Below are 22,839 nucleotides of genomic sequence, written 5' to 3' on the forward strand. Positions count from 1 at the left end.
CGGGTGGGTTGTGGCTGGGCGCGCAGTTCCCCGCGCCCCTTGCAGGGGGCGTGAAGCTGCGTTTGTTGGTGCGGGTGGGTTGTGGTTGCTCGCGCGGTTCCCCGCGCCCCTGAAGGGGCACGCCTCGCGCAGTTCCCCGCGCCCCTGAAGGGGCACGCCTCGCGCCGTCCCTCAGTGGCGCCCCGTAAGGGGCGCGGGGAACTGCGCGGCCAGCCCCCACGGCCCGCAGAAGTGGACGCCGCTTAGTGAGGCAGCGGAGACGGCTCCGGGGCATGGATGCGGCGACGGCGGCGGCGCTTGAGGAGGGCCCACGGCCCCCGGGGGCCCGCCGGCATCGCCGCCGTGACCTCCGTGCCGCCCTCCGCCGCCGCCTGGGCCGCCGCCCGGGCCACCGGCAGGAATCCCTCGCGCCGCGAGATGTCGGGACGCTCCTCCTCGGGCCACAGGCCGAGCGCCGCGCAGAGCGTGGGAAGCACCGCCATGGCCGCTGTCGCGTACCCCTCCGCCGAGGGGTGGTAGTTGTCGGGACCGAACAGCTCCCGGGGGTTCGCCGCGAACTCCGGGCCGAGCAGATCACCCAGTGACACCGTCCGCCCGCCCTGCTCGACCACCCCGATCGTCTGCGCCGCGGCCAGCTGCCGCGAGACCCGGCGGGCCAGCCACCGAAGGGGCTGGTAGACGTTCTCCACCGTGCCGAGATCGGGGCACGTACCGACCACCACCTCCGCCCCCGCGGTCCGCAGCCGCCGCACCGCCGAGGAGAGATGCCGCACCGACCGCGTCGGCGGCATCCGGTGCGTCACGTCATTCGCGCCGATCATGATGACGCAGACGTCCGGCAGCCACGACGGGTCGGAGAGGACCAGCGTCACCTGCCGGTCCAGGTCGTCCGACTGGGCGCCGGGCAGCGCCACGTTCCGCAGGTCGACGGGCCGCTCCGCCACCGCCGCGAGCCCGGCGGCGAGCAGCGCCCCGGGTGTCTGCCTGGCCCGGTGCACGCCCTGCCCCGCCGCCGTGGAGTCGCCGAGCATCGCGAACCGTACCGGTTCGGACCAGTCGGAACGGCTGGAGTTCTCCGCGTACGACCTGCCGTAGCGGCCGTCGGCCCGGGGCGGGGCCGTATGCGCCCCGCCGCCCACGGTCCGCTTCGCCAGCTGCACCTCGGCAAGGACCACGCCGATCGTCGCGGCCCCGATCAGCCCGATGCCTCCGCCGCCGTACGCCGCCCCCGCGGCGATCCGCCGTGCCACCCTCGCCCGCGACATGCCCCGCAGCCACCTCCTCCAGCCGAATCGCCGTACAGCCGTACATCCAGTCATTGCCCCGTAAGCACGGTCGGCCAATCGCGAGCGGAGGTGAACGGATGAGGCGGAGCCTTAGGCTGACCGCACCAATTCGTCGCACTACATCGCAGCCCGGAGACAACGGTGCAATTCCACGACTCGATGATCAGCCTCGTCGGCAACACCCCGCTCGTGAGGCTCAACAACGTGACCGCGGGGATCCAGGCGACCGTCCTGGCCAAGGTCGAGTACTTCAACCCCGGCGGGTCCGTGAAGGACCGCATCGCCCTGCGCATGATCGAGGCGGCCGAGCAGAGCGGGGAGCTGAAGCCCGGCGGGACCATCGTCGAGCCGACGTCCGGCAACACCGGCGTCGGACTCGCCATCGTGGCCCAGCAGAAGGGCTACAAGTGCATCTTCGTCTGCCCGGACAAGGTGTCCCTCGACAAGATCAACGTGCTGCGCGCGTACGGCGCCGATGTGGTGGTCTGCCCGACCGCCGTCGACCCCGAGCACCCGGATTCGTACTACAACGTCTCCGACCGCCTCGTACGCGAGACGCCCGGCGCCTGGAAGCCCGACCAGTACAGCAACCCGAACAACCCCCTCTCCCACTACCACTCCACCGGCCCCGAGCTGTGGGAGCAGACGGAAGGGAAGATCACCCACTTCGTCACGGGCATCGGGACCGGCGGCACCATCTCCGGCACGGGCAACTACCTCAAGGAGGTCTCCGGCGGCCGGGTGAAGGTCGTCGGCGCCGACCCCGAGGGGTCCGTGTACTCCGGCGGCTCCGGGCGGCCCTACCTCGTCGAGGGCGTCGGTGAGGACTTCTGGCCGACGGCGTACGACCGGAATGTCACCGACGAGATCATCGCCGTGTCCGACAAGGACTCCTTCCAGATGACCCGGCGGCTCGCCAAGGAGGAGGGGCTGCTCGTCGGGGGTTCGTGCGGCATGGCCGTGGTGGCGGCGCTGCGGGTCGCGGAGCGGCTCGGCCCGGACGACGTCGTCGTCGTGCTGCTGCCCGACTCCGGGCGCGGCTACATGAGCAAGATCTTCAGCGACGAGTGGATGAACGACTACGGCTTCCTGGAGCAGGCCGGGGACGCGCCGCGCGTCGGCGACGTGCTGCGCCGCAAGGAAGGCGGCGCGCTGCCCTCGCTGGTGCACATGCACCCCGAGGAGACCGTCGGCGAGGCCATCGAGGTGCTGCGTGAGTACGGCGTCTCGCAGATGCCGATCGTGAAGCCGGGCGCCGGTCACCCCGACGTGATGGCCGCCGAGGTCATCGGCTCCGTCGTCGAACGCGAGCTGCTCGACGCCCTGTTCACGCAGCGCGCCTCGCTCGGCGACCCGCTGGAGAAGCACATGTCGGACCCGCTGCCGCAGGTCGGCTCCGGTGAGCCGGTGGCCGACCTGATGTCGGTGCTCGGCGGCGCGGACGCGGCGATCGTCCTGGTCGAGGGCAAGCCGACGGGCGTCGTCAGCCGCCAGGACCTGCTGGCGTTCCTCGCGGAGCAGCAGGGGCAGTAGCGGAGCAGCAGGGGCAGCAGGCCGCGGTGGGCGACCGCCGTCGGCCGGACTTCGCGGAAGTGGTACGCGTGCGACATGTCGGCGCAGCACCCGCTTAACACTGCCCCGGCACAGTGGTGGTTGTCGGCGTCAGGAACTCCGGAGCGGCTCCCGGACCTCCACGGACGCCTGGACGCGGCCTGGCCCTGACCCGGTGCGCGTCCCTCGCGGGGACCGCCGTCGTCCCGCCCCCTGGGGAGACCCGGGGGTGCGGCGGTCCCCGCGATCGACCCTTACGGGGCGCTCTCGCGGACCGGGGAAGCGGCCCCGGCGGCACTCCGGAGCGGCGCGGGCGCCCCCGGCAGCAGCAGCCAGGAACGCGCGCGGGCCAGGTCACGCAGCTCCTCGTCCCCGCCGACGACCGCGGCCGAGCCGGTGCTGCTCAGCATGGGCACGTCGGAGACGTGATCGCCGTAGGCGACGCAGTGGCCCGGGGAGGTGCGGTACGCGCTCGTGACCAGCCGCACGGCTTCCGCCTTGGCCCGGCCGATCATCGGGGGCCGGATGAGCCCGCCGGTGTAGCGGCCCCGGGTGATCTCCGGTGGGGTGCACCACGTTTCGTCGGTGCCGAGGTACGCGGCGATGGGTTCGAGGCAGGCGGGAAAGGAACCGGAGACCAACACCACTACGTCGCCGTCCGACTGGTGGCGGCGCAGTGCGGCGAGCGCGTGCTCGTTGAAGAAACCGCCGTGGCGCAGCTCGGCTGCGAACCACTCCCGTGCCAGGCGTGACACCGTGGCGGCGCTCGCACCCCGGAAGTTCTCGAAGTACGCCCGGTTGGTCTCCTCCCGGGGCACGCCGATGGCGGTCATCGCTTTCAGGCGCCGACGACGCTGCTCGTACACATGTGGTGCGTGGCCTTGGGCCGTCAGGTAGTGGCGCAGGAAACGGAACAGTGTCGTGTCGGTCGTCAGAGTGCCGTCGACATCGAAGAACGCGATCCGGGTGTGTCTCATCAGGCTCTCGGCAGCAGCAGGGGCTTCGGACACGGACTTCGGCGGTGTGGGGGGACGGCGGCCGACGCCGGGGGTCGTGTCCGGCCGCCGTCTCCCTCTCCTCCGCCTGCTCTCAGGCGTCGACGCCCTTGGAGCGGAGGAGCTCTACGGTCCCGGCGACCGTGCCGGCCTCCTGGAGTTCCTCGTCGGTGACCTGGACGCCGTAGCGCCGGGTGAGGTCGACGGCGACTTCCACGAGGACGAGGGAGTCGAAGCCGAGAAGGTCGAACCGGGTGTCACTGGTGGTGCCCTCGGGGGCTTCGTATCCGGCCGCCAGGAGGTCGAGGAGCTGGTCGGACAGGGGCTGCGTCTGCGTGGTCATGTCGTGTCGCCGATCTGTGAGTACGTAAGGCTCTGCGAGTACGTGAGGATCTGTGAGTACGTGAGGAGTGGGCCGCTGTGTGGCTCGCCTCAGCCGACGGTGAGACCGTCCGGCCAGGTCAGTGCCACCGAACCCCAGGTCAGTCCGCCGCCGAAGGCGGTGAGCAGAACGCGTGAGCCCGGGGTGAGCCGGCTGGCGGCCGTCGCGTCGGCCAGGGCGAGCGGGATGGAGGCGGCCGAGGTGTTCCCGACCTGGTCGATGTTGATGACGGCCCGGTCCTCGGGGATGTCGAGCTGGCGGGCGAGCGCTTTGAGGATGCGTACGTTGGCCTGGTGGCCGACCAGGTGGTCGACCTGGTCGGTGCTCCAGCCGATCCGGTCGAGCAGCGAGGTGGCCGAGTGCTGCATCCGGGTCACGGCGGCCGTGAACACCTTCTTGCCCTGCATCGTGAAGTAGGGGTCGCCCAGCTCCGGGTCGTCGGGGTTGGCCCGCTGCCGGGAGCCTCCCGCGGGGATGCGGATGAGGTCCGCCTGGCTTCCATCGGCCCCGAGGTCCACGCCGAGCAGGACACCGGGCCGCTCCGCGTCGCGGGTCGCCGCCAGGACGACGGCGCCGGCCCCGTCGCCGAAGATGACGGAGGTCGTGCGGTCGGTGGGGTTGAGGATCGTCGAGTAGGTCTCGGCGCCGATGACCAGGACGCGTTCGGCCTGGCCGGCGATGATCTGTGCGGATGCCGTGGCCAGCGCGTACAGGAATCCCGAGCACACGCCCGCGATGTCGTAGGCGGCGGCGGTGCCCAGCTGGAGGCGGGCGGCGACCGCGGGAGCGGTGGCCGGGCAGGGGTGGTCCGGGGTGGTCGTCGCGAGGACCACCGCGTCCACCGCGCCCGGCTCGGGCCGCAGCCCGGCGGACTTCAGTGCCCGGAGCCCGGCCTCGACGGCCAGATCGCCGGTGGAAGTGCCGGGCGAGGCCCAGTGACGGGCCCGGATGCCCGTCCGGGTGGTGATCCATTCGTCGTCGGTGTCCAGGCGGGCGGCCAGTTCGTCGTTGGTGATGCGGCGGGGCGGCAGGTGGCTGCCCAGGCCGATGACGGCGGCGGCCGGTTGCTGGTGGTGCGCCATGTGCTCGTTACCTCCGAGGTGCAGCGGTGGTCAGGGGAGAAGGTGAGCGACGTTGCAGGTCAAACGCATCCCTGCGGCCGTCGCGGCGATCTGCCCTGTGCGCCAGACGCCCTGCGGAGTGGGCAGTTTGGTCGTTCTGGCCAGCTCTGCGTGGAAGCGCCCGTCGTCGGTCCCGGCCCCGGGCGCCGGGGTGATGGTGGTGCTGCGCATCCACAAGGTGTTGGACGTGGCACGGTCCAGGCCGTCCAGCCGGTACAGAAGGATCTGGCCGAGCTGGAGCGCGGAGGTGAACAGGTCGATCATCGTCGCCGGGAGGGCGGCACGGCGCGTGCCGCCGGGGTCGGTGGTGATGCTGAGCTCCGCGCTCGCCGTGTGCGCCTCGACGTCGGCCTCGATGCCGGTGAGGAACTGGTGGCGGCCGAGGTGGGACGCACCGTAGGGGGCGTCGTTCCAGGGGCCGGGGAGATCTTCCGGACGGGCGTAGAAGCCCTCGGTCCGCGAGGTGGGCGCGGTCACGGCGTGTTCGACCACCACGCGCACGGTCATCGAGCCGATGGTGCAGTCCATGGCGGTCAGGCGGCGGCGCAGGGCGGCGATGTCGTTCGTGGAGTGGTGGACCGCGCGGACGGCGAAGGAACCGAGGTTCTCCTCGTCCGGTGTGCCGCCCGCCTTGATGGCCAGGGACCGGATCAGGAACGGTCCGGTGGGCGGCAGTTCGAAGACGTGGGCGGCGTAGAGGCCGGTGAGCTGGGCGGCGAGGACCATGGCGTCGATGGTCGACAGGTGTGGCCGCTGGTGGGTGTCGCCTTTGCGGGACCACGTGCCGGGTATGCCGATCGCGGCCGTGGCGTCGATGCGTCCGGGTGCTTCGTGCGTGGCGTCCCGGATGGTGATGTCGGTGAGTGCCTGAGTGACGCGCTTGAAGCCCTCCCCGAAGAAGCGTCCCTCACGGTTTCCCAGCTCATCGTCCGCGGAGCTGATGCGGAGAATGTCCGATGTAGCTGTACTCTGCATGAAATTTTCCCCCTGTGTGGCTCCTCGCCCCCGGCGAGAAGGTGTTTCGTCGGCCGCCCCGTCCCGCGGCGGCTTCGCCGCGGGACGGGAAGGACTCAGTGGTCGTCGGCGAGCTGGGCCGCGAAGACGCCGTGGTGGAAGTAGGCCCACAGCTCGGCGATCAAGCCCTGCTCGTTGAGACGGTATACATGGATGCCCGCCCAGTTGACGGGCTTTCCTTCGGTGCTGACGACCGCGCCGCGCCACGAGACGGCGGTCTGGCCGCCGGTGGTGTAGGCGTCGATCGGCGTGATGCCGAGGAAGGGGTCGAAGCGCGGGATCACGTTGCGGAGCTTGGTCCGGATGGCCTCGCGGCCCCGGATCGGCTCGCTGCCGACCGGGTCGTGGAAGATCCCGTCCTCGGCGAAGGCCTCGGCCCACAGGTCGGCGTCCGCGGCCTGGGAGCCGGCGTAGAACTGGTGGACGGCCTTGGGCATGGCGGGGAACGTCATGGGTGGTGCACTCCTGAATCGGTCCTGGATCAATGGGGAAGAGGCGGCGGTCGCCGCATGCCGACGACGAGGTCGGCAGGTCTCAGGTGGTGGACAGGGCGAGCCGGCGCGCACCGCCGGCCAGGGCGTCAGCGGTGAGGACCGCGGCGACGCGCCGGTCGGGGCGGACCAGCAAGGCGGCCGCGCCCTGCGGCCACATCGCCCGGACCCGCGGATGGTGTTCATCCAGGGGCACGGTGTCGAGCATGCCGACGGGCGGGCATCCGAGCAGCTCCGTGTGGCCGCCGGCGAGGTCGCGCGCCCGTGCGAGGAAGGACGGGTGAGCGACGAGCAGTGTGCTGAGCGTGGCGTCCGTGCCGGCGGGCAGCAGATCGACCGGCCCGGTGGTCTCCCGTACGGCGGTGGGCACGCGGGTGCCCTTCCCCAGCCGGTAGGCGTCGGGCAGGTCCGGGGCGTCGGGGGCGGGATGGTGCGGGTAGAGCTGGCTCCAGCGGGGAGCATGCCTGGTCAGCGCCTGCCGCAGCGTCTCCTCGTCCGCCGTGCCGGCGGCGGTGCGCATCCGCTGGACCAGGGGCAGGACGTCGGCGGCCGCGATCGCCTCGGCCGCGGCTTCCCGCCGTTCGGACTCGTAGCCCGCCATGTCGGCGGCGGTGTCGTGGCGTATCGCGTACACGATGCGCCAGGCCAGGTCGAGCACGTCACCGATGCCCAGGTTGAGGCCCTGGCCTCCGGCCGGGGCGTTGAGGTGGGCGGCGTCCCCGGCCAGGGCGACACGGCCTTCGGCCATGCGTGAGGCGATGCGTTCCTGCACGGTGTACTGGGCCACCCGCGCCACCTGCTTAAGCCGCAGCCTGTCACCGAAGCCGAGGGCGTCCACAAGGGTGGCGACCTGGTCCGCGGTGACCTGGGCGTCCTTGTCCAGGGCGAGCATCATGTCGGCCGGACCCGCGACGCGTACCTGCCCCGAGGGCAGGGGAGCGAGGGTGACCATCCCGGCGTGGCCCACGTAGATGCCCGTCTCCGGCTCGGTCGCCGGCAGGAGAGGGGTGCCTTCGACGAGGAGGTAACTGGCGGGCGCGTGGCGGCCTTCCAGGGATGAGCCGAGCCGCGCGCGTACCTGGCTGCCCGCGCCGTCACACCCGATCAGATACCGGCACCGCACCAGGGACGGCCCGCCGGCCCCGTCGAGCCGCACTGTCAGCGGCTCGTCCGGTGACTCGTCCGGCGACTGGCCTCCGCCGGAGTGCCCCAGGTACGTGGTGCCATGGTGGAAGAGGACGCCGCTGTCGCGGGCCGCTTCCTCCAGAAGCTCCTCGTAGGCAGGCTGCGGCAGATTGAGATAGCCGTCGACGGTGCTGTCCAGGCCGGTCAACGGGCCGTGGTAGGACCCCTGGTGGGTGTGGAAGGAGATGCGCTCCAGCGCCAGGCCCTTCTCCCGCACCTCGGTCAGCAGGCCGAGCGCGTCGAGGAACTCCAGGGTGGGCGCATGCAGGGTGATGGCCCGCGTCCGCCGGTCGCGGCTGGTGCTCCGCTCCACGACGAGTACCCGCAGCCCTGCCTGGCGCAGTACCAGGGCCAGGGCGAGGCCGGTCGGGCCCGCGCCGACCACGAGGACGTCGGTTTCCTGAGGGGGCATGAAATCGCTACTTCTCTCGGAACGGGTCGGCCTCAGCGCCGGCCGGCCAGCGGGGCCGGCGGCTCCGCTTCGGTGGTGGGCAAGGGGGCGTCCGGCACGGCTTCCACGGTGGCCTTGGGTTTCCGGGGCCAGGTGGCTCCGAGGACCGAACCGAGGACGATCGCACCGCCGAGCAGCTGGAGCGGGGCGAGTGTCTCGCCGGCGATGAGCCAGCCGAAGAAGCCCGCGCTGACGGGGCCCAGCAGAGGCAGGGGAGCCGACAGGGAGATGGGAAGCGCCTGAAGGCCGGAGAGCAGCAGGTAGTAGGCGAGCGCCGAGCAGCCGAACGCGACCCAGGCGAGACCGCCGAGCTGCGACAGGGTGATGGAGGGCGGCGCGCCCTCGGCGAGGAGCGCGATGGGCAGCAGGACGGCGCTGCCGCCGAGCAGGGTCCAGGAGGCGAAGGTGATACCGCCGATCCCTTCGGGCCGTCCCCAGCGACGGGAGAGGACACTGCCGAGCCCGAGGCTGAGGGCCGAGCCGAGACCGGCCACGACACCGAGGGCGTCGAGACTGCTGTCCCCGCGGAACACCAGCAGGGCGACACCGCAGACGCCGATGACCGCGGCCACGTACTGCACGGGCCGGATCCGTTCCCTGAGCACCGGAACGGCGAAGCCGATGGCGAAGAGCGTGGACAGGGCGCCGATGGTGGCGGAGACGCCACTGGACAGCCGCTGCGCCGAGACGAACAGGAGCCCGAAGAAGAACCCGATGTTCAGGGCGCCCACCACGAGACTGCGCCACCACCACATGCCCTTGGGCAGGGCGGGCTTGAGGGCGAGCAGGAGCAGCCCGGCCGGGGCGGCGCGCAGGACCGCGTCCCAGTAGGGGCTGGGCGGCAGGTACTGGGCGACGAGATAGGAGGTGCCGCCGAGCGTGGGGCCGAGCGCCGTGCGCAGCAGCAACTTGTTTTGATTCATGACAGCTCGTTCCGAGGCGTTGATGCGCGAGGTCAGGCGGTGAACGCCTCGTGGATGGCGTAGCTGTCCTCATACATGCGATAGCCGACGATCCGGCCGTCGACGACGGTGAAGTGCAGCGCGTAGCTGTTGGTGAACTTCTTGCCCGTGGCGAGGACCCCGAAGACGCAGGTGGCGAAGACGACGGCGTGCTCGCCTTCGGTCACCCGGCCCGTGAGGGCGAACGCCTCGGGGGGCGTGAGGACTTGGCCGAAGAGCCCGAAGAACTCGGCGATCTCTTCCTTGGTGGACCTGCTGCCGGCCCACGGGACGTTGGGGGCGCCCGCGACGGTGAAGTCCACCTTGTCGGCGAACAGGGCGAGCAGGGCCGACTGGTTTCCGCTTCCGAAGGCCTCGAAAAAGGCATCGACGGTGTCGGCGGTCGACTTCAGGGTGTCGGTGGACATGGTGGTCCTCTCTTCTCTCGTGTCTCTCGTACGCAGGTCGGGTCGTGAAGCGGCGGGGCGGGGGCCCCGGGGCTCAGACGCCGAGGGCCTCGCGGCCGGCCAGGACGACGGCCGTGTGCAGGGCGACGCGGCCGCCCAGGTGCTCGGCGGTGGCGATGTCGGCCTTGTGCACGTCGTCCGCGGGGAGGTCCGCCGGGGTGGTGGCCGCGGCGCCGTTGAAGTAGCCGAGGCGGTTGAGGTCGTTCTCGCTCTCGGTGCTGGTGTGCCAGCCCGGGTGCAGGCCGAGGTTCACCCAGTTCATCTGGTGCTGGGCGCCGAGGGTGGCGAAGTAGCCGAGCGTGGAGTGCTTGTCCCCGGCCTTGCAGGCGGCGTTGGTGAAGCCGGCGCCGATCTTGTCGCGCCAGGTGAGGGCGGCCCAGCGCTTGCTGGTCGACTCGGCGAAGGCGTGGAACTTGCCGGCCGCCGAACCCATGTAGGTCGGCGAGCCGAAGATGATCGCGTCCGCGGAGTCGAGCACGCCCCACTGCTCGTCGGTGATGGTGTCGACGCGGATCAGCGTGACCTCGGCCCCCGCGTCGGTCGCGCCGGCCCCGACGGCCTTCGCCAGTACGTCGGTGTGTCCGTAACCGGAGTAATAGGCGATGGCGATACTCGGCTTTTTGGGCATGACGAAGTTCCTTCTGTTCATGGTGAGTTGAAAGGTGAATGCGAGGCGGGTGAGGGCGGAACGGCGTCCTACGCGGCCGCGGGCACGCGCTCGGTCTCCATGCGGAAGTCCTGCTTGCCGTAGTCCTGCCAGGCCAGCTCGATGGCCTCTTCGGTGCTCATCACCGGCTTGAGGTCGAAGATGCCCGCGATGGTCTCCAGGCGTTCGTGCATGGTGCCGCTGACCACGTGGTACGGGATCTCGAGCTCATCGAGCGTCTGGAGCAGCATCGTGTCGATGGTGGCGCGGAAGCGCTCATTCATCGGGCGGTGTCCGTCGGCCGCGATGGGCAGCTCGTGCTGGAGGTGTACGTACGCGTCGTAGGTGTCCTTGACGTGCTGCTTGAGGGCGTATCCGTACTGGTCCACCACCTTGCCGAAGAAGCGCATCTCCTCGGTGAGTTCGGGGGCCCGGCCGCCTTCGAGACCTGCCGTGTCGTTCGGGTTCATGCCGTGGATGACACGGCCCGCGCCGTACAGCCACTCCTGGAGCGATGAACCGTCCGAGATGAAGTGGTCGCCGAGCAGCGCCTCCTGGACCGCGCGCCCGGTGTGCCGGCGCAGCATCAGCTGAAGGAACTCATCCGGAGTCACCTCCGAGAGCTTCTTGCCGGGGAACGTCTCCGGCAGGATCTCGCGGATCGTCCTCGCCAGCGTCCGCGGGACGCCGGTGTAGCGCGAAAGCGCCATCACGGTGGACGTCTTGCCGGCGGAGTAGGTACCGGAGATGGAGATCTTCATTCTGGGCAACCCTTCGACTGCGAAACCTGGTCCGTCTTGAAACCGGGAAAGGGAAACCCACGGGCACGACGGCCCGTCGAAAGCACCCCCCCTGGTGCACGGCCGGAGGGAAGCCCTCCAACCTGTTGGTTGGATCATGGCACATCGCTGTGGGCAGTGCCAACCAACTAGTTGGCTGAATGTTGGCACGGCTCCGCGCGAATGTCCAACCAACTAGTTGGGTGCGGGTACTCTGGGTGCATGGCACGGGACACAGGCAAAACCAAGCGCCTGCTCATGGACGCAGCGCGTGCGGAGTTCGCGGAGTACGGCATCGCGGGAGCGCGCGTCAATCGGATCGCGGAACAGGCGGGGGTCAACAAAGAGCGGATCTACGGGCACTTCGGCAACAAGGAAGGCCTGTTCAACGCGGTGCTCGGCGAGGCGATGGCCGAGCTGGCGCAGGCCGTGCGCCCCGGCGAGGGGCCGGCCGGGGAGTACGTGGGGCGCGTCTTCGACTATCACAGTCAGGACCCGACGCTGCTGCGGCTGCTCATGTTCGAGGCGCTCTACTACGGAGACCGGCTGGCCGACAGGGAATCCAGCCGAGCCGCCTGGTACGCGAGCGCGTCCGAGTCCTTGCGGGACTCCACCGGCTACACCTCGGAGCAGGCGGCCCAGCTGCTGCTCACGCTGATCGGCCTGGGCGCGTGGCCGGTCGCCATGCCCCAACTGGCCCGCCTGGCCCTGGACAAGCAGGAGGACTGCACGGGGGCGCGGGGCAGCCTGCGGGACTTCCTCGTCGCGTTCACCGAACGGGCCACGGCGGGGACGGGTACGACGGGTACGACGGGTACGGAGACGGAGGCCGGAAGCTGATCCGCCCCTGAGGGCGGCCCGAGGTCAGTCCGGGCGAGGGTGGGTCAGTCGTCCCACTCCGAGTCGCGGTTCTTGCGGCGGCCGAAGGGGACGCCCTTGACGGCGTGCACCGCGTTCACGCCGAAGATGCCCGCCCACGTCACGACGAGGCCGGTCAGGCCGGCGTTGACCACGCCGATCGCGGAGAGCGGGACGGCGAGGATCAGCGAGATCACCCCGAAGCCGAACCGCTCGCTCCACGAGTCCAGCGGGCTGCCGGACGGCGAACGGGCGCCGCGCGCGACGACCATCTGCTGCTCGGCCAGGTGACGGCGCATGCGGCGGTCGATCGTGCCGTCCAGGCGCTGCTCGACCTTCCCGAGGAAGGAGTCGACCAGGGCGGAGTCGTACTCCTCGCCGAGTTCTCTGCGGGCATGCAGAGTGGCGTCGAGTTCCTTCTTGAGTTCGGCGTCACGGGCTTCCATACCGGTCAACGTTACGGCGCCGGTGCCTCGTCGGCGGTGGGGCTAGCCCCCCTTTCCGGCTGGGGGCCGTCCCCCGGGGCCACGGCGCCGCGCCCGGCCAGCGTCCAGTACAGCACCGCGGGCACCACGAGCCCCACGATCCACGAGATGTCGGCGCCGCCCAGCGGCTCGACGAGCGGGCCCGTGAAGAAGTGCGTGACGAGGAAGGGCAGCTGGGCGAGGAGCCCGACGCCGTAGACGACGAGGGCGTCCGGGCGCCAGGCGCCGTAGCGGCCGTGCGGGTCGAAGAGCGCCGGGATGTCGTAGCGCTCGCGGGAGATCAGGTAGTAGTCGACGAGGTTGATCGCCGACCACGGCGTGAAGAAGGTCAGCAGGAACAGCAGGAAGTCCTTGAAGGACGTCAGGAAGCTGTCCTTGCCCAGCAGCGCGACCGCCGTGCCCGCCACCATGATGACCGCGATGTACGCGGCGCGCCCGCGCGGCCCGAGCACCTTCAGGCCGCGGAAGCCGCTGATGCTCGTGACCATCGACATGAAGCCGCCGTAGGTGTTGAGCACGTTGATCGTCAGCTTGCCGAGCGCGATCACGAAGTACAGGAACGAGGCGATCAGGCCGGTGCCGCCGAGGCCGACGACATAGCCGACCTGGTTGTCGAGGAAGGCGTCCCCCGCGCTCGCCGCCACCAGCACGCCGAACGTCATCGACCACTGCGAGCCGATCGCCGACCCCGACAGGGTCCACCAGAACGTGGCCTTCGCCGAGGTCGTACGCGGCAGATAGCGCGAGTAGTCGGCGACGTACGGCCCGAAGGCGAGCTGCCAGGACGCCGAGAGCGAGACGGCGAGCAGGAACATCGGCAGGTCGAAGCGGGCGTCACCCAGCAGGGCGGAGACGTCCACGCGTTCGACGAGGCGGACGCCGAGGTAGACGAACGCGAGCGCGCAGATGACGGACGCGACCCGGCCGAGCGCGTGAATGACGCGGTAGCCGACCGCCGCCATGACCGCCGTGACGGCGGCGAAGAGCACGATGCCGGTGGTGTCGTCGGTGTGCGTCAGCTCGGCCGTGGCCTGTCCGGCGAGGACGCTGCCGCTCGCGAAGAACCCGACGTACATGAGGATGACGAGCAGCAGCGGGACGACCGCCCCCTTCACGCCGAACTGCGCGCGGGACTGGATCATCTGTGGCAGGCCGAGCTTCGGTCCCTGCGCCGAGTGCAGGGCCATCACCGCGCCGCCCAGCAGATTGCCGAGGACGAGACCGGCGAGCGACCACACCACGTCGCCGCCGAAGACGACGGCGAGGGCGCCCGTGACGACCGCGGTGATCTGGAGGTTGGCGCCGAGCCAGAGCGTGAACTGACTGAACGCCGTGCCGTGCCGTTCGTCGTCCGGGACGACGTCGATGGAGCGCCGCTCCACCAGGTCCTCAGCTGCCATGACGACCGCCTTCCGCGCTCGGGAGCCTTGCTCGGCTGTATATCGTCATGCAGAGTTCTTGCTGACTGAATAGGTTGTCAATGGTTCGGCGTGAATCACCGGTGACAAGGAACGGCATGAGTGACAGTCCTGCGGCACGGCTCCAAGTGCTCTTCGAGGGGCACCGGCTCACGCCCACGCAGCGCCGCATCGCGCACTGCATGGTGCGGCGGGCGGCGGACGTCCCCTTCCTCTCCAGCGTCGAGCTGGCGGAACTGGCCGGCGTGAGCCAGCCCTCCGTGACCCGGTTCGCCGTCGCGCTGGGCTTCGACGGCTACCCCGCGCTGCGCAAACACCTGCGTGACGTGGTGCCCGCCGAGGCGGCCGCCGGGGACTCCCTCAACGAGTACCAGCAGGCGGTCGAGGCGGAGATCGCGAACCTCCGGCACCTCGCGGAGGCACTCGCGGACCCGGGGCCGGTCGAGCGGGCGGGCCGGCTCCTCGCCGCCTCCCGCCCCCTGCCCGTCCTCGGCCTGCGGGCCGCCGCCTCCCAGGCGTACGGCTTCTCGTACTTCGCCGCGAAGGTCCACCCCGACGTACGCCTCCTCGACGAGGGCGGCACGATGCTCACCGACCGCATCGACGCGGCGGCCCGCGCCGGCGCCACGGCGCTCCTCTGCTTCGCGCTGCCGCGCCACCCCCGGGAGGTCGTCGACGCGCTGGCCCACGCGAGGGAGACGGGCCTGACGGTGGTCACCGTGGCGGACTCGCCGTTCGCCCCGGTGGCGACGTACTCCCACATCCTCCTCCCGGCGGCCGTCGGCACGGGCCTCGCCTTCGACACTGCCTGCGCGCCGATGCTGCTCGGCCGGGTCCTGCTGGAGGCCATGTGCGACGGCCTCCCGGACGCGCAGGCGCGGCTGGAGGAGTTCGACGCGGGGGCGGTGGCGCGGGGGTTGTTCGTGGAGTGAGGAGTGCCTGTGTGGGGGGCCGGGTGCGTTGTGCCGTGTGTCCCGCGGGTTCAGGCCGTCTTGATGGATCCGCCGTCGATGACGTGGTCGGCGCCCGTGATCGCGGCGGCGAGTGGCGACGAGAGGTGGGCGACAAGGGCGGCGACCTCCTCCGGTTCGACCAGCCGGCCGATGACCATGCCCGTCGCCGACGGCAGACCGGCCAGCAGGTCGGCGTGCGGGATGCCCATGGCCGCGGCCAGCTCGGCGCCGTAGCCGGTCGGGCTCTCCCACATGTCGGTGCGGACCGGACCCGGCGAGACGGTGTTCACCCGCACCCCCTTCGGGCCGAACTCGTGGACGAGGGCCTTGCCGAACGCGGTCAGCGCGGCCTTGGCCGTCGTATAGGCGATGGGACCGCCGTGCGGGACTCGGGCGCCCACGGAGGAGACGTTCACGATCGCGCCGCGAGCGGCCAGCAGGGCGGGCAGGGCCGCGCGGGTGACGCGGACGGTCGCGAAGAAGTTCAGGTCCACCACCTGGGCCCACTGCGCGTCCGTCATATCGAGGAAGCCGCCGCTCAGGCCGCCGTCACCACCGCCGACGTTGTTGACCAGGATGTCGATGCCGCCCAGCTCGGCCGTGGCGTCGGCGACGAGGCGCTCGGCGCCGGCGGGGTCGGACAGATCCACCGCCACCGGGTGCGCACCGGTCGCGCGGAGCTCCGGCGTGGCCGTCCGGGCCGCCGCGACGACCCGGACGCCCTCGGCGCTCAGGGCCCGGACGACGGCCAGTCCGATGCCGCGGCTGGCGCCCGTGACCAGGGCGGTCTTGCCGTTGAGTTGCAGGTCCATGGTGTTCCCCCCAGAAAGAGAAGTATCTCTCGTGTAGCGGTCAACATAGGACCTGCAACAGCGCTGACGCAAGTAGTAACGGACTGGCCACATGGACGTACGATTGCCGCGATTGCCGCGGAGGCACCGTGTCCGCCACGTGCTCCGCCCGACGCCGACCAGAAGGGCCCGTACCCGCATGGCGCTGCCCCCCTCCGCCAAACCGCTCCGCGCCGACGCCGAGCGAACGGTCCGCGCGATCCTCGAAGCCGCCGAGCGGGTCCTGTCCGCGAACCCGGCGGCGCCGATGGAGCAGATCGCCGAGGCCGCCGGGGTCGCCCGCACCACCGTGCACCGGCGGTTCGCCTCACGGGAGGCCCTGATCACGGCACTGGCCGCCTGGGCGACCCAGCGGTTCCATGACGCCGTCGAAGCCGCCAGGCCGGACACCGCGCCGCCCGCCGTCGCGCTCTACCAGGCCACCGCGAACGTGCTGCGCGTGAAGATCGGCTGGGGCTTCGCCATGAACGCCCTGCCCACCGACGCACCCGAGGTCGCCCGCGTGCACGCCGCCGTGCAGGCCCAGTGCGAGCGGTTGTTCGGCCGCCTCCGTGACGCCGGTGTGCTGCGGCCCGGCACCGACCCGGAGTGGGCGCGGCGGGTGTACTACGCGCTCATCCACGAAGCGGCGACGGAGGCACCGGAGACGGACGCGGCCGTGGACGCTCTGGCCACGCGGGTGGTCGACACGTTGCTGCGGGGCGTGGGGGCCTGAGGGCTGCCTGGCCGCAACACCCGTTCCGCGGGCCGCTGAACGCCGCCGGTGGCCGCCTTCTCACGGACTCCTCAGATTCCGCCGCTATCCTCCCCCGCCGAAGCGGCGCGACGCGGACACGGGAGGCGACATGGGACGCGGCGGACATGGCCTGGCGAGGGTGCCGGTCGTCGTACGGGCGGGGGCGGCGCCCCTGTGGTGGCTGGGTGTGCTCGCCTCCGGGGGCGGCGCCGTGCCGGAGGGGATCACCGGGCGGCGTATCGGCGCGCTCGCCGGGGCCGCGCTGTTCCTCGTGACGGCCGCCGTCGTCGCGTACGCCCGCAAGAAGCGCTACGACGCCCTCGCCCGCGAGGCCACCCGTGCCGGGAAGCACGACGTGCTCCAGAGCCGTGCCGTGACCGTGCGCAACTGGCGGCGCGGGCACCGGTGGTGGCTCGTCGCCGTCTTCCTCGCCGCGCTCGGCAGTGCCTTCCTGGTGCCCGTGGCCGGTGGCGCCGCCCTCGCGGGCGCGGGCGCCGGCCTGTGGCTGAAGGCGGCGCGGCTCGGCCGCCGCGAGCAGGACGGCGACGTACTCCTGTGGGTGCGCGTCGACTGGCTCGGGCGCGGCGCGGGCGCCCCTGGGGGCAAGGCCGTCCGGGCCTACCGCACCACGGGCCCGGCGGCGGGCGACGCGGCGCCGGGCGGGGCCCGGCGCCGCACCACAGCCGCCGCGGGCGCGCGGCGCTGAGCGTCACTCCTCGCCGCGGGCCTTCAGGACCGCCTTGTTGACCGCCCACAGCCCGACGCCGATGGCGACGAGGATCCCCGCGCGGATGTAGACCTCCGCCGGGCGGTCGGCGAGTGGGCTCGCGAGGACCAGGGCCGTGACCGCGCCGAGGACCGGCAGGAACGTCGGGGTGCGGAAGTGGGCGTGGTCCACGCGGTCGCGGCGCAGCACAAGCACCGCCACGTTGACCACCGCGAAGACGCACAGCAGCAGGAAAGCCGTGGTGTCGCCGAGCCCCTCGATCTCACCCGTCGACACCAGGCCGATCGCGAGCAGCGAGACGAAGACGATGCCGACGACCGGGGTGCGGCGCTTGGCGAGCACGCGGCCCATGGCGCGCGGCAGGATGCGTTCGTTGGCCATGCCGTAGCAGAGCCGCGAGGCCATCATGATGTTGATCAGCGCCGAGTTGGTGACCGCGAACAGCGCGATGAGCGCGAAGAGTTTGTGCGGGAAGTCGACGCCGCCCGCCTTGACGACCTCCAGGAGCGGGCCGCTGGAGCCTTCGAGCGTCTTGTGGTCGACGAGGAGGGACGAGACCAGCGCCACCAGGATGTAGATGGTGCCCGTCACCGCGACGCCGATGAAGATCGCGCGCGGGAAGGTGCGCACCGGGTCCTTGGTCTCCTCGGCCATGTTCACCGAGTCCTCGAAGCCCACGAAGGCGAAGAAGCCGAGCGCCGTCGCGCCCAGGACGCTGGTCATCAGGGCGTACCCGGTGCCGCCCCCGGCCTCGAACTCGGTGAGGCGGGAGGGCTCGCCGTCCCCGGTCAGCACGGCGTACGCGCCGATCCCGAGGATGATCGCGAGGCCGGTCAGTTCGACGAGGGTCAGCACCACGTTCGTCTTCACGGACTCCGAGACGCCCCGCAGGTTCAGCGCGGCGAGCAGCACGATGAAGGTGATCGCGATGAGCGTCGGCGGCAGCGCGTCGCCCGTCAGCTCGGCGAGGTAGTCACCGCTGAAGGCGCGGGCCGCGGCGCTCGCCGAGGCGAGCCCCGAGCACATCACCATGAAGGCGATGATGAAGGTGAGGAACGGCGTCTTGAACGCCTTCTGGGTGTAGAGCGCGGCCCCCGCCGCCTTCGGATACTTGCCGACCAGTTCGACGTACGACGCCGCCGTCAGGATCGCCACGACGAAGCCGATCGCGAACGGCAGCCACAGCGCGCCGCCGACCTTCCCCGCGACCTTGCCGGTGGTGGCGTAGATGCCCGTGCCGAGGATGTCGCCGATCACGAAGAGGATCAGCAGCTTGGGGCCGATGGCCCGGTGCAGCGTGCCCTCCTCCGCGGGCGGTGGAGCGGTGCTGGGTGTGCCGGGTGCCGTCACTGGAGCCTCCCCCGAGACCGGGAACACGTCTGGAGGGAGGGTCTGCCCGTGAGCCACGTCACTATGCGCGAGTTGAGGAACCTCAGAGCATGGGCCGGTGACTACGGTGCCTCCACCGCCGGCAGGCAGTGATGGGCGCCCAGCTCCTCCAGCTGCTGGTTGACCTCGTCGGCCTTCCGGTTGAACGACTGGGTCAGCGCATCGAATTCGTTCAGCTTCTTCTGCGCGTTCTCCGCATTCACCTGGCGCAGTTTCTCCGCCGCCCGATAGAGCGTGCGGTCGGCGTCGCGCATGTTGTCGACCACCGATTCCGTCTCGTCGGCACTCGTGCTGGGAGTGCGGACTCTGCCGATATCTCCGGCCTGCTTGTTCTGGAGTCCCGCCAGTTTATAGAACAAGTTTCCTGTGGCGACGAAATTCTCCTCGGTCGCCGTTCCCTGGGAGTACGCCTCGCTCAGACCGGCGAGCGCGTCGTTGGCGTCTCTCGCCGCTTCGTCGAGGTCCCCCTGCGTCTGCGCGCAGGCGGCATTCACCTCTTTGCGCCAGTCCTGGAGCGTGAAAGGAGCATCGGGCCAGACCTGGATCACCCCGATGACGACACCGGCGAGCGCCGCCGCCACTCCGAGGATCTCCCAGACGCGTCTACGGGAAATGCCACTGCTGTTCGGCGGTGTCGGCGCCGGCCCACCGCCGTCCGGGTCCTGAACCATGGTGCCCCCCCCAATTCTCCGACCCCGGCGGCAAGTGAAGCACGCGGAAAGAGTCGAAGTGGTGTGATCGCATGATTCTCACCCTTTTTCGGGCTGCCGCATAGGTGGCTTCTCATGCAAAGGCTGTACGGTTTATGGGGTATCCCGAATGGGTCTCGCCCAGCGGAAACGTTCATTCTTTCCCTGGGTATTGGTGGCGCTTGGTGCTCAGAGGTACCGCAGCGCGTCCCGTTCCGAGCCGCCGCCCGACTCCGCCACGATCTCGTCGAGGGTCTGCGGCTCGCGCGCGGCGGCGAAGCGCACCTCGTCGCCGTGCAGGGCGAAGCCGTAAATGCCGGGCCTGACAAGGCTGTTGTACGAATAGTGCTGCGCGAAATAGTAGGCGCCGGTGTCCAGGGCGGCGATGTGGTCGCCCTGTTCGAGCAGGGGCAGCGGCCGGTTCTCGGCGAGCAGGTCGCCCGCGAAGCAGGCCGGTCCCGCGACGTCCTGGCCGACGGCGGGCCCGGTCTTGGGGCGGCCCTTGGTGTCGTACGCGGCGATCCGCAGCGGCCACGACAGCGGCGCGTACACCGTCCGGGTCGCCACCTGCACGCCCGCGTGGGTCACCGCGACGGGCCTGCCGCCCGCCTTCTTCGCGTACTCGACGCGGGCGAGGAGTGTGCCGTGCTTGGCCAGCAGCGACCGGCCGAACTCGGTGACCAGGCCGTACCGCCCGTCGAGCAGCCCCGGCACCCGCGCCTTGAGGCGGCGCGCGTACTGCGCGTGGGTCGGGCTCTCCTCGTCGGAGCCGAAGTTGACGGGCAGGCCGCCGCCGATGTCGATCGTGTCGATCTGCCGCCGTCCGGCGCGTTCGTTGACCTCCTCGGCCAGTTCGTACGTGGCCGAGACCCCGCGCACCATCATCTCCAGGGGCATGCCCTGCGAACCGGAGTGCGCGTGCAGGCGGGTCAGCCACGGCCGGTCGAGGAAGGCCTGGATCACCCACTGCCGCGCGCCCTCGTCGAGCAGCGGTACGCCGAACTTGGAGGTGGCCGTCGCCGTCGACAGGGCGCCGATCGAGCCGCCGCCGATCTGCGGGTTCACGCGCAGCCCGACGGGGGAGGCGGTCGGCGCCGACTGGACGAGGGCGTCCAGACGGGCCAGCTCCTGCGGGTTGTCGGCGTTGACGGCGATGCCGAGCGCGAGTGCCTGGCGCAGTTCCGCGGGGCTCTTGGCGGGGGAGTCCAGGACGGTGTCGGCGGGCGTGACACCGGCGGCCCGCGCGAGGGCCAGCTCGCCGGGGCTCGCCACCTCGGCGCCGATGCCCGCCGCGCGCAGCAGCCGCAGGACGGGGACGAGCGGGGTGGCCTTCACCGCGAAGGCGTGCAGGACGGGGGTGCCGGGCGGGGTGACCGCCTCGAAGGCGGCGCGCAGGGCGGCGGCGCTCGCGCGGATGCCCGCGATGTCGAGCAGGCCCGCGACGGGCGCGGCGGGCCCGACGACGCCCTGCTCGACGGCGGCGCGGACGGCCTGGTCACGGCGGTCGGCGCGGTCGGCGGCGGAGGTGGTGCCGGGTGCGGCGGCCGCGCGGAGGTCCTGCGTCTGCTGCTCGTCATCCTCGTCATGGGCCATGCGATCCAGCCAATCATCCGGGGCGGGGCCCTCGCTGGCGTACTCGCGCATCCGTTCGCTATTGACTAGCTCTATTCAGCCCATCAGGATGTGAATAACAAGGTCACAGTCGGCAGAGCGACGACAGTCACAGCAGGTTCACGCGAGGAGGCACCGCCCCATGTCAGGACCCCGCCCCGTACGAGCGCCGCGCGGCACGGAACTCAGCGCCCTGGGATGGCAGCAGGAAGCCGCCCTGCGCATGCTCCAGAACAACCTCGACCCCGAGGTCGCCGAGCACCCCGACAAGCTCGTCGTCTACGGCGGCACCGGCAAGGCCGCCCGCGACTGGCGCTCCTTCGACGCGATGGTCCGCACGCTGAAGACCCTGAAGCAGGACGAGACGATGCTCGTCCAGTCCGGCCGCCCCGTCGGCGTCATGCAGACCCACGAGTGGGCGCCGCGCGTCCTGATCGCCAACTCCAACCTCGTCGGCGACTGGGCGAACTGGGAGGAGTTCCGCCGCCTGGAGCAGCTGGGCCTGACCATGTACGGCCAGATGACGGCCGGTTCGTGGATCTACATCGGCACGCAGGGCATCCTCCAGGGCACATACGAGACGTTCGCGGCGGTGGCGGCCAAGAAGTTCAACGGCACCCTCGCCGGGACGATCACCCTCACCGCCGGTCTCGGCGGCATGGGCGGCGCCCAGCCCCTCGCCGTCACCATGAACGACGGCGTCGCGATCTGCGTCGACTGCGACCCGCGCGCCATCGAGCGCCGCATCGAGCACAAGTACCTGGACGTGAAGGCCGACTCCCTGGAGCACGCGCTCCAGCTCGCCGTCGAGGCCCGCGACCAGCGCAGGCCGCTCTCCATCGGCCTGCTCGGCAACGCGGCCGACCTGCTGCCGCGCATGCTCGCCGAGTCCGCGCCCATCGACATCGTCACGGACCAGACCTCGGCCCACGACCCGCTGTCGTACCTCCCGGTGGGCGTCGACTTCGACGACATGCAGACGTACGCGGCCAAGGACCCGGCGGGCTTCACCACCCGCGCCCGTGAGTCGATGGCACGGCACGTCGAGGCCATGGTCGGCTTCATGGACGCGGGCGCCGAGGTCTTCGACTACGGCAACTCCATCCGGGGCGAGGCCCAACTCGCGGGCTACGAGCGCGCCTTCTCCTTCCCCGGCTTCGTCCCCGCCTACATCCGCCCCCTCTTCTGCGAGGGCAAGGGCCCCTTCCGCTGGGCGGCGCTGTCCGGCGAGGCCTCCGACATCCACAAGACGGACAAGGCGATCCTCGACCTCTTCCCGGAGAACGAATCCCTGCACCGCTGGATCAAGATGGCCGGTGAGCGCGTCCACTTCCAGGGCCTCCCGGCCCGCATCTGCTGGCTCGGCTACGGCGAGCGCGACAAGGCGGGCGAGCGCTTCAACGACATGGTGGCGTCCGGCGAGCTCCAGGCGCCCCTGGCCATCGGCCGCGACCACCTGGACTGCGGCTCCGTCGCCTCCCCGTACCGCGAGACGGAGGCCATGCTCGACGGCTCCGACGCGATCGCCGACTGGCCGCTCCTGAACGCCATGGTGAACGTCGCCTCGGGCGCCAGCTGGGTCTCCCTCCACCACGGCGGCGGCGTCGGCATGGGCCGCTCCATCCACGCGGGCCAGGTCTCGGTCGCCGACGGCACGAAGCTCGCCGGAGAGAAGATCCGGCGCGTTCTCACCAATGACCCCGGGATGGGCGTCATCCGGCACGTCGACGCCGGGTACGACATCGCGGAGTCCGTGGCGGACGAGAAGGGTGTGCGGGTTCCCATGCGGGAGGGTGACGGCGCGTGAACGGCT

Annotated in this window: 23 protein-coding genes; 6 read left to right on the plus strand and 17 right to left on the minus strand. The window is 71.1% G+C overall.

Annotated features, from left to right (window positions below; translation table 11 throughout):
* Positions 1-242: 242 nt before the first annotated feature.
* A complete protein-coding gene (locus ACF062_RS35200; RefSeq protein ID WP_392143659.1) occupies positions 243-1,265 on the minus strand; it encodes an SGNH/GDSL hydrolase family protein in 1,023 nt (340 codons plus the stop codon).
* A 162-nt stretch (positions 1,266-1,427) separates the two neighbouring features.
* On the opposite strand from ACF062_RS35200, the gene ACF062_RS35205 reads away from it, so the two are divergent.
* Positions 1,428-2,819, plus strand: coding sequence for a cystathionine beta-synthase (locus tag ACF062_RS35205; protein ID WP_392143661.1), 1,392 nt, complete (start codon positions 1,428-1,430; stop codon positions 2,817-2,819).
* A 272-nt stretch (positions 2,820-3,091) separates the two neighbouring features.
* Here the strand turns inward: ACF062_RS35205 and ACF062_RS35210 are convergent, their stop codons facing one another.
* The 10 genes from ACF062_RS35210 to ACF062_RS35255 form a co-directional block, all read right to left on the minus strand.
* Entirely contained in the window at positions 3,092-3,814 is a 723-nt protein-coding gene (locus tag ACF062_RS35210; protein ID WP_392143663.1) for an HAD family hydrolase, read from the minus strand.
* 112 nt (positions 3,815-3,926) lie between these two features.
* Positions 3,927-4,175 (minus strand): acyl carrier protein, encoded by a 249-nt coding sequence (locus ACF062_RS35215; protein WP_223775035.1) that lies wholly within the window; start codon positions 4,173-4,175, stop codon positions 3,927-3,929.
* An 89-nt stretch (positions 4,176-4,264) separates the two neighbouring features.
* The gene (locus tag ACF062_RS35220; RefSeq protein WP_392143666.1) at positions 4,265-5,296 is read right to left on the minus strand and encodes a beta-ketoacyl-ACP synthase III; all 1,032 of its coding nucleotides are present in this window, start codon (positions 5,294-5,296) and stop codon (positions 4,265-4,267) included.
* 30 nt (positions 5,297-5,326) lie between these two features.
* Positions 5,327-6,310 (minus strand): AvrD family protein, encoded by a 984-nt coding sequence (locus ACF062_RS35225; RefSeq protein ID WP_392143668.1) that lies wholly within the window; start codon positions 6,308-6,310, stop codon positions 5,327-5,329.
* A 95-nt stretch (positions 6,311-6,405) separates the two neighbouring features.
* Positions 6,406-6,801: a nuclear transport factor 2 family protein gene (locus ACF062_RS35230; RefSeq protein ID WP_223775032.1), complete on the minus strand. Its 396-nt coding sequence runs from the start codon at positions 6,799-6,801 to the stop codon at positions 6,406-6,408.
* An 82-nt stretch (positions 6,802-6,883) separates the two neighbouring features.
* On the minus strand, positions 6,884-8,437 hold the full coding sequence (locus ACF062_RS35235) for an FAD-dependent monooxygenase (protein ID WP_392143670.1): 1,554 nt from the start codon (positions 8,435-8,437) through the stop codon (positions 6,884-6,886).
* Between the two features lie 32 nt (positions 8,438-8,469).
* The gene (locus tag ACF062_RS35240; protein WP_392143672.1) at positions 8,470-9,399 is read right to left on the minus strand and encodes a DMT family transporter; all 930 of its coding nucleotides are present in this window, start codon (positions 9,397-9,399) and stop codon (positions 8,470-8,472) included.
* Between the two features lie 32 nt (positions 9,400-9,431).
* Positions 9,432-9,845, minus strand: coding sequence for a nuclear transport factor 2 family protein (locus ACF062_RS35245; RefSeq protein WP_392143674.1), 414 nt, complete (start codon positions 9,843-9,845; stop codon positions 9,432-9,434).
* Between the two features lie 73 nt (positions 9,846-9,918).
* Entirely contained in the window at positions 9,919-10,512 is a 594-nt protein-coding gene (locus ACF062_RS35250) for a flavodoxin family protein (RefSeq protein WP_392143676.1), read from the minus strand.
* A gap of 68 nt (positions 10,513-10,580) precedes the next feature.
* A complete protein-coding gene (locus ACF062_RS35255) occupies positions 10,581-11,291 on the minus strand; it encodes an ATP-binding protein (protein WP_392143678.1) in 711 nt (236 codons plus the stop codon).
* Between the two features lie 240 nt (positions 11,292-11,531).
* Between ACF062_RS35255 and ACF062_RS35260 the strand changes: the two genes are divergently transcribed.
* Complete coding sequence (locus ACF062_RS35260; protein WP_392143680.1) at positions 11,532-12,149, plus strand: TetR/AcrR family transcriptional regulator; 618 nt, start codon at positions 11,532-11,534, stop codon at positions 12,147-12,149.
* Positions 12,150-12,193: 44 nt separating this feature from the next.
* On the opposite strand, the gene ACF062_RS35265 is transcribed toward ACF062_RS35260, so the two are convergent.
* Both ACF062_RS35265 and ACF062_RS35270 read right to left on the minus strand, forming a co-directional pair.
* Entirely contained in the window at positions 12,194-12,613 is a 420-nt protein-coding gene (locus ACF062_RS35265) for a hypothetical protein (protein WP_392143682.1), read from the minus strand.
* Positions 12,614-12,624: 11 nt separating this feature from the next.
* Complete coding sequence (locus ACF062_RS35270; protein WP_392143684.1) at positions 12,625-14,052, minus strand: purine-cytosine permease family protein; 1,428 nt, start codon at positions 14,050-14,052, stop codon at positions 12,625-12,627.
* A 116-nt stretch (positions 14,053-14,168) separates the two neighbouring features.
* Between ACF062_RS35270 and ACF062_RS35275 the strand changes: the two genes are divergently transcribed.
* On the plus strand, positions 14,169-15,002 hold the full coding sequence (locus ACF062_RS35275; RefSeq protein WP_392143686.1) for a MurR/RpiR family transcriptional regulator: 834 nt from the start codon (positions 14,169-14,171) through the stop codon (positions 15,000-15,002).
* Positions 15,003-15,052: 50 nt separating this feature from the next.
* Here ACF062_RS35275 and ACF062_RS35280 read toward each other — a convergent pair whose 3' ends face one another.
* Positions 15,053-15,835 carry an SDR family NAD(P)-dependent oxidoreductase gene (locus ACF062_RS35280; protein WP_392143688.1) on the minus strand — a complete coding sequence of 261 codons (783 nt, stop codon included), beginning with the start codon at positions 15,833-15,835 and terminating at the stop codon, positions 15,053-15,055.
* 178 nt (positions 15,836-16,013) lie between these two features.
* Here ACF062_RS35280 and ACF062_RS35285 point away from each other — a divergent pair, with 178 nt between their 5' ends.
* Complete coding sequence (locus ACF062_RS35285; RefSeq protein WP_392143690.1) at positions 16,014-16,589, plus strand: TetR/AcrR family transcriptional regulator; 576 nt, start codon at positions 16,014-16,016, stop codon at positions 16,587-16,589.
* 130 nt (positions 16,590-16,719) lie between these two features.
* Positions 16,720-17,316, plus strand: coding sequence for a hypothetical protein (locus ACF062_RS35290; protein WP_392143692.1), 597 nt, complete (start codon positions 16,720-16,722; stop codon positions 17,314-17,316).
* A gap of 3 nt (positions 17,317-17,319) precedes the next feature.
* Here ACF062_RS35290 and ACF062_RS35295 read toward each other — a convergent pair whose 3' ends face one another.
* From ACF062_RS35295 to ACF062_RS35305, 3 genes are all read right to left on the minus strand, one after another.
* Positions 17,320-18,687 (minus strand): APC family permease, encoded by a 1,368-nt coding sequence (locus tag ACF062_RS35295; RefSeq protein ID WP_392143694.1) that lies wholly within the window; start codon positions 18,685-18,687, stop codon positions 17,320-17,322.
* 101 nt (positions 18,688-18,788) lie between these two features.
* Positions 18,789-19,397, minus strand: a complete 609-nt coding sequence (locus tag ACF062_RS35300) for a hypothetical protein (RefSeq protein WP_392143696.1) — start codon at positions 19,395-19,397, stop codon at positions 18,789-18,791.
* 207 nt (positions 19,398-19,604) lie between these two features.
* Positions 19,605-21,008 (minus strand): diaminopimelate decarboxylase, encoded by a 1,404-nt coding sequence (locus ACF062_RS35305; RefSeq protein ID WP_392143697.1) that lies wholly within the window; start codon positions 21,006-21,008, stop codon positions 19,605-19,607.
* Between the two features lie 160 nt (positions 21,009-21,168).
* Between ACF062_RS35305 and hutU the strand changes: the two genes are divergently transcribed.
* Positions 21,169-22,833 carry a urocanate hydratase gene (gene hutU, locus ACF062_RS35310; RefSeq protein WP_392143699.1) on the plus strand — a complete coding sequence of 555 codons (1,665 nt, stop codon included), beginning with the start codon at positions 21,169-21,171 and terminating at the stop codon, positions 22,831-22,833.
* Positions 22,834-22,839: the final 6 nt, after the last annotated feature.

The sequence above is a fragment of the Streptomyces sp. NPDC015345 genome (assembly GCF_043078805.1).
Taxonomy (GTDB): domain Bacteria; phylum Actinomycetota; class Actinomycetes; order Streptomycetales; family Streptomycetaceae; genus Streptomyces.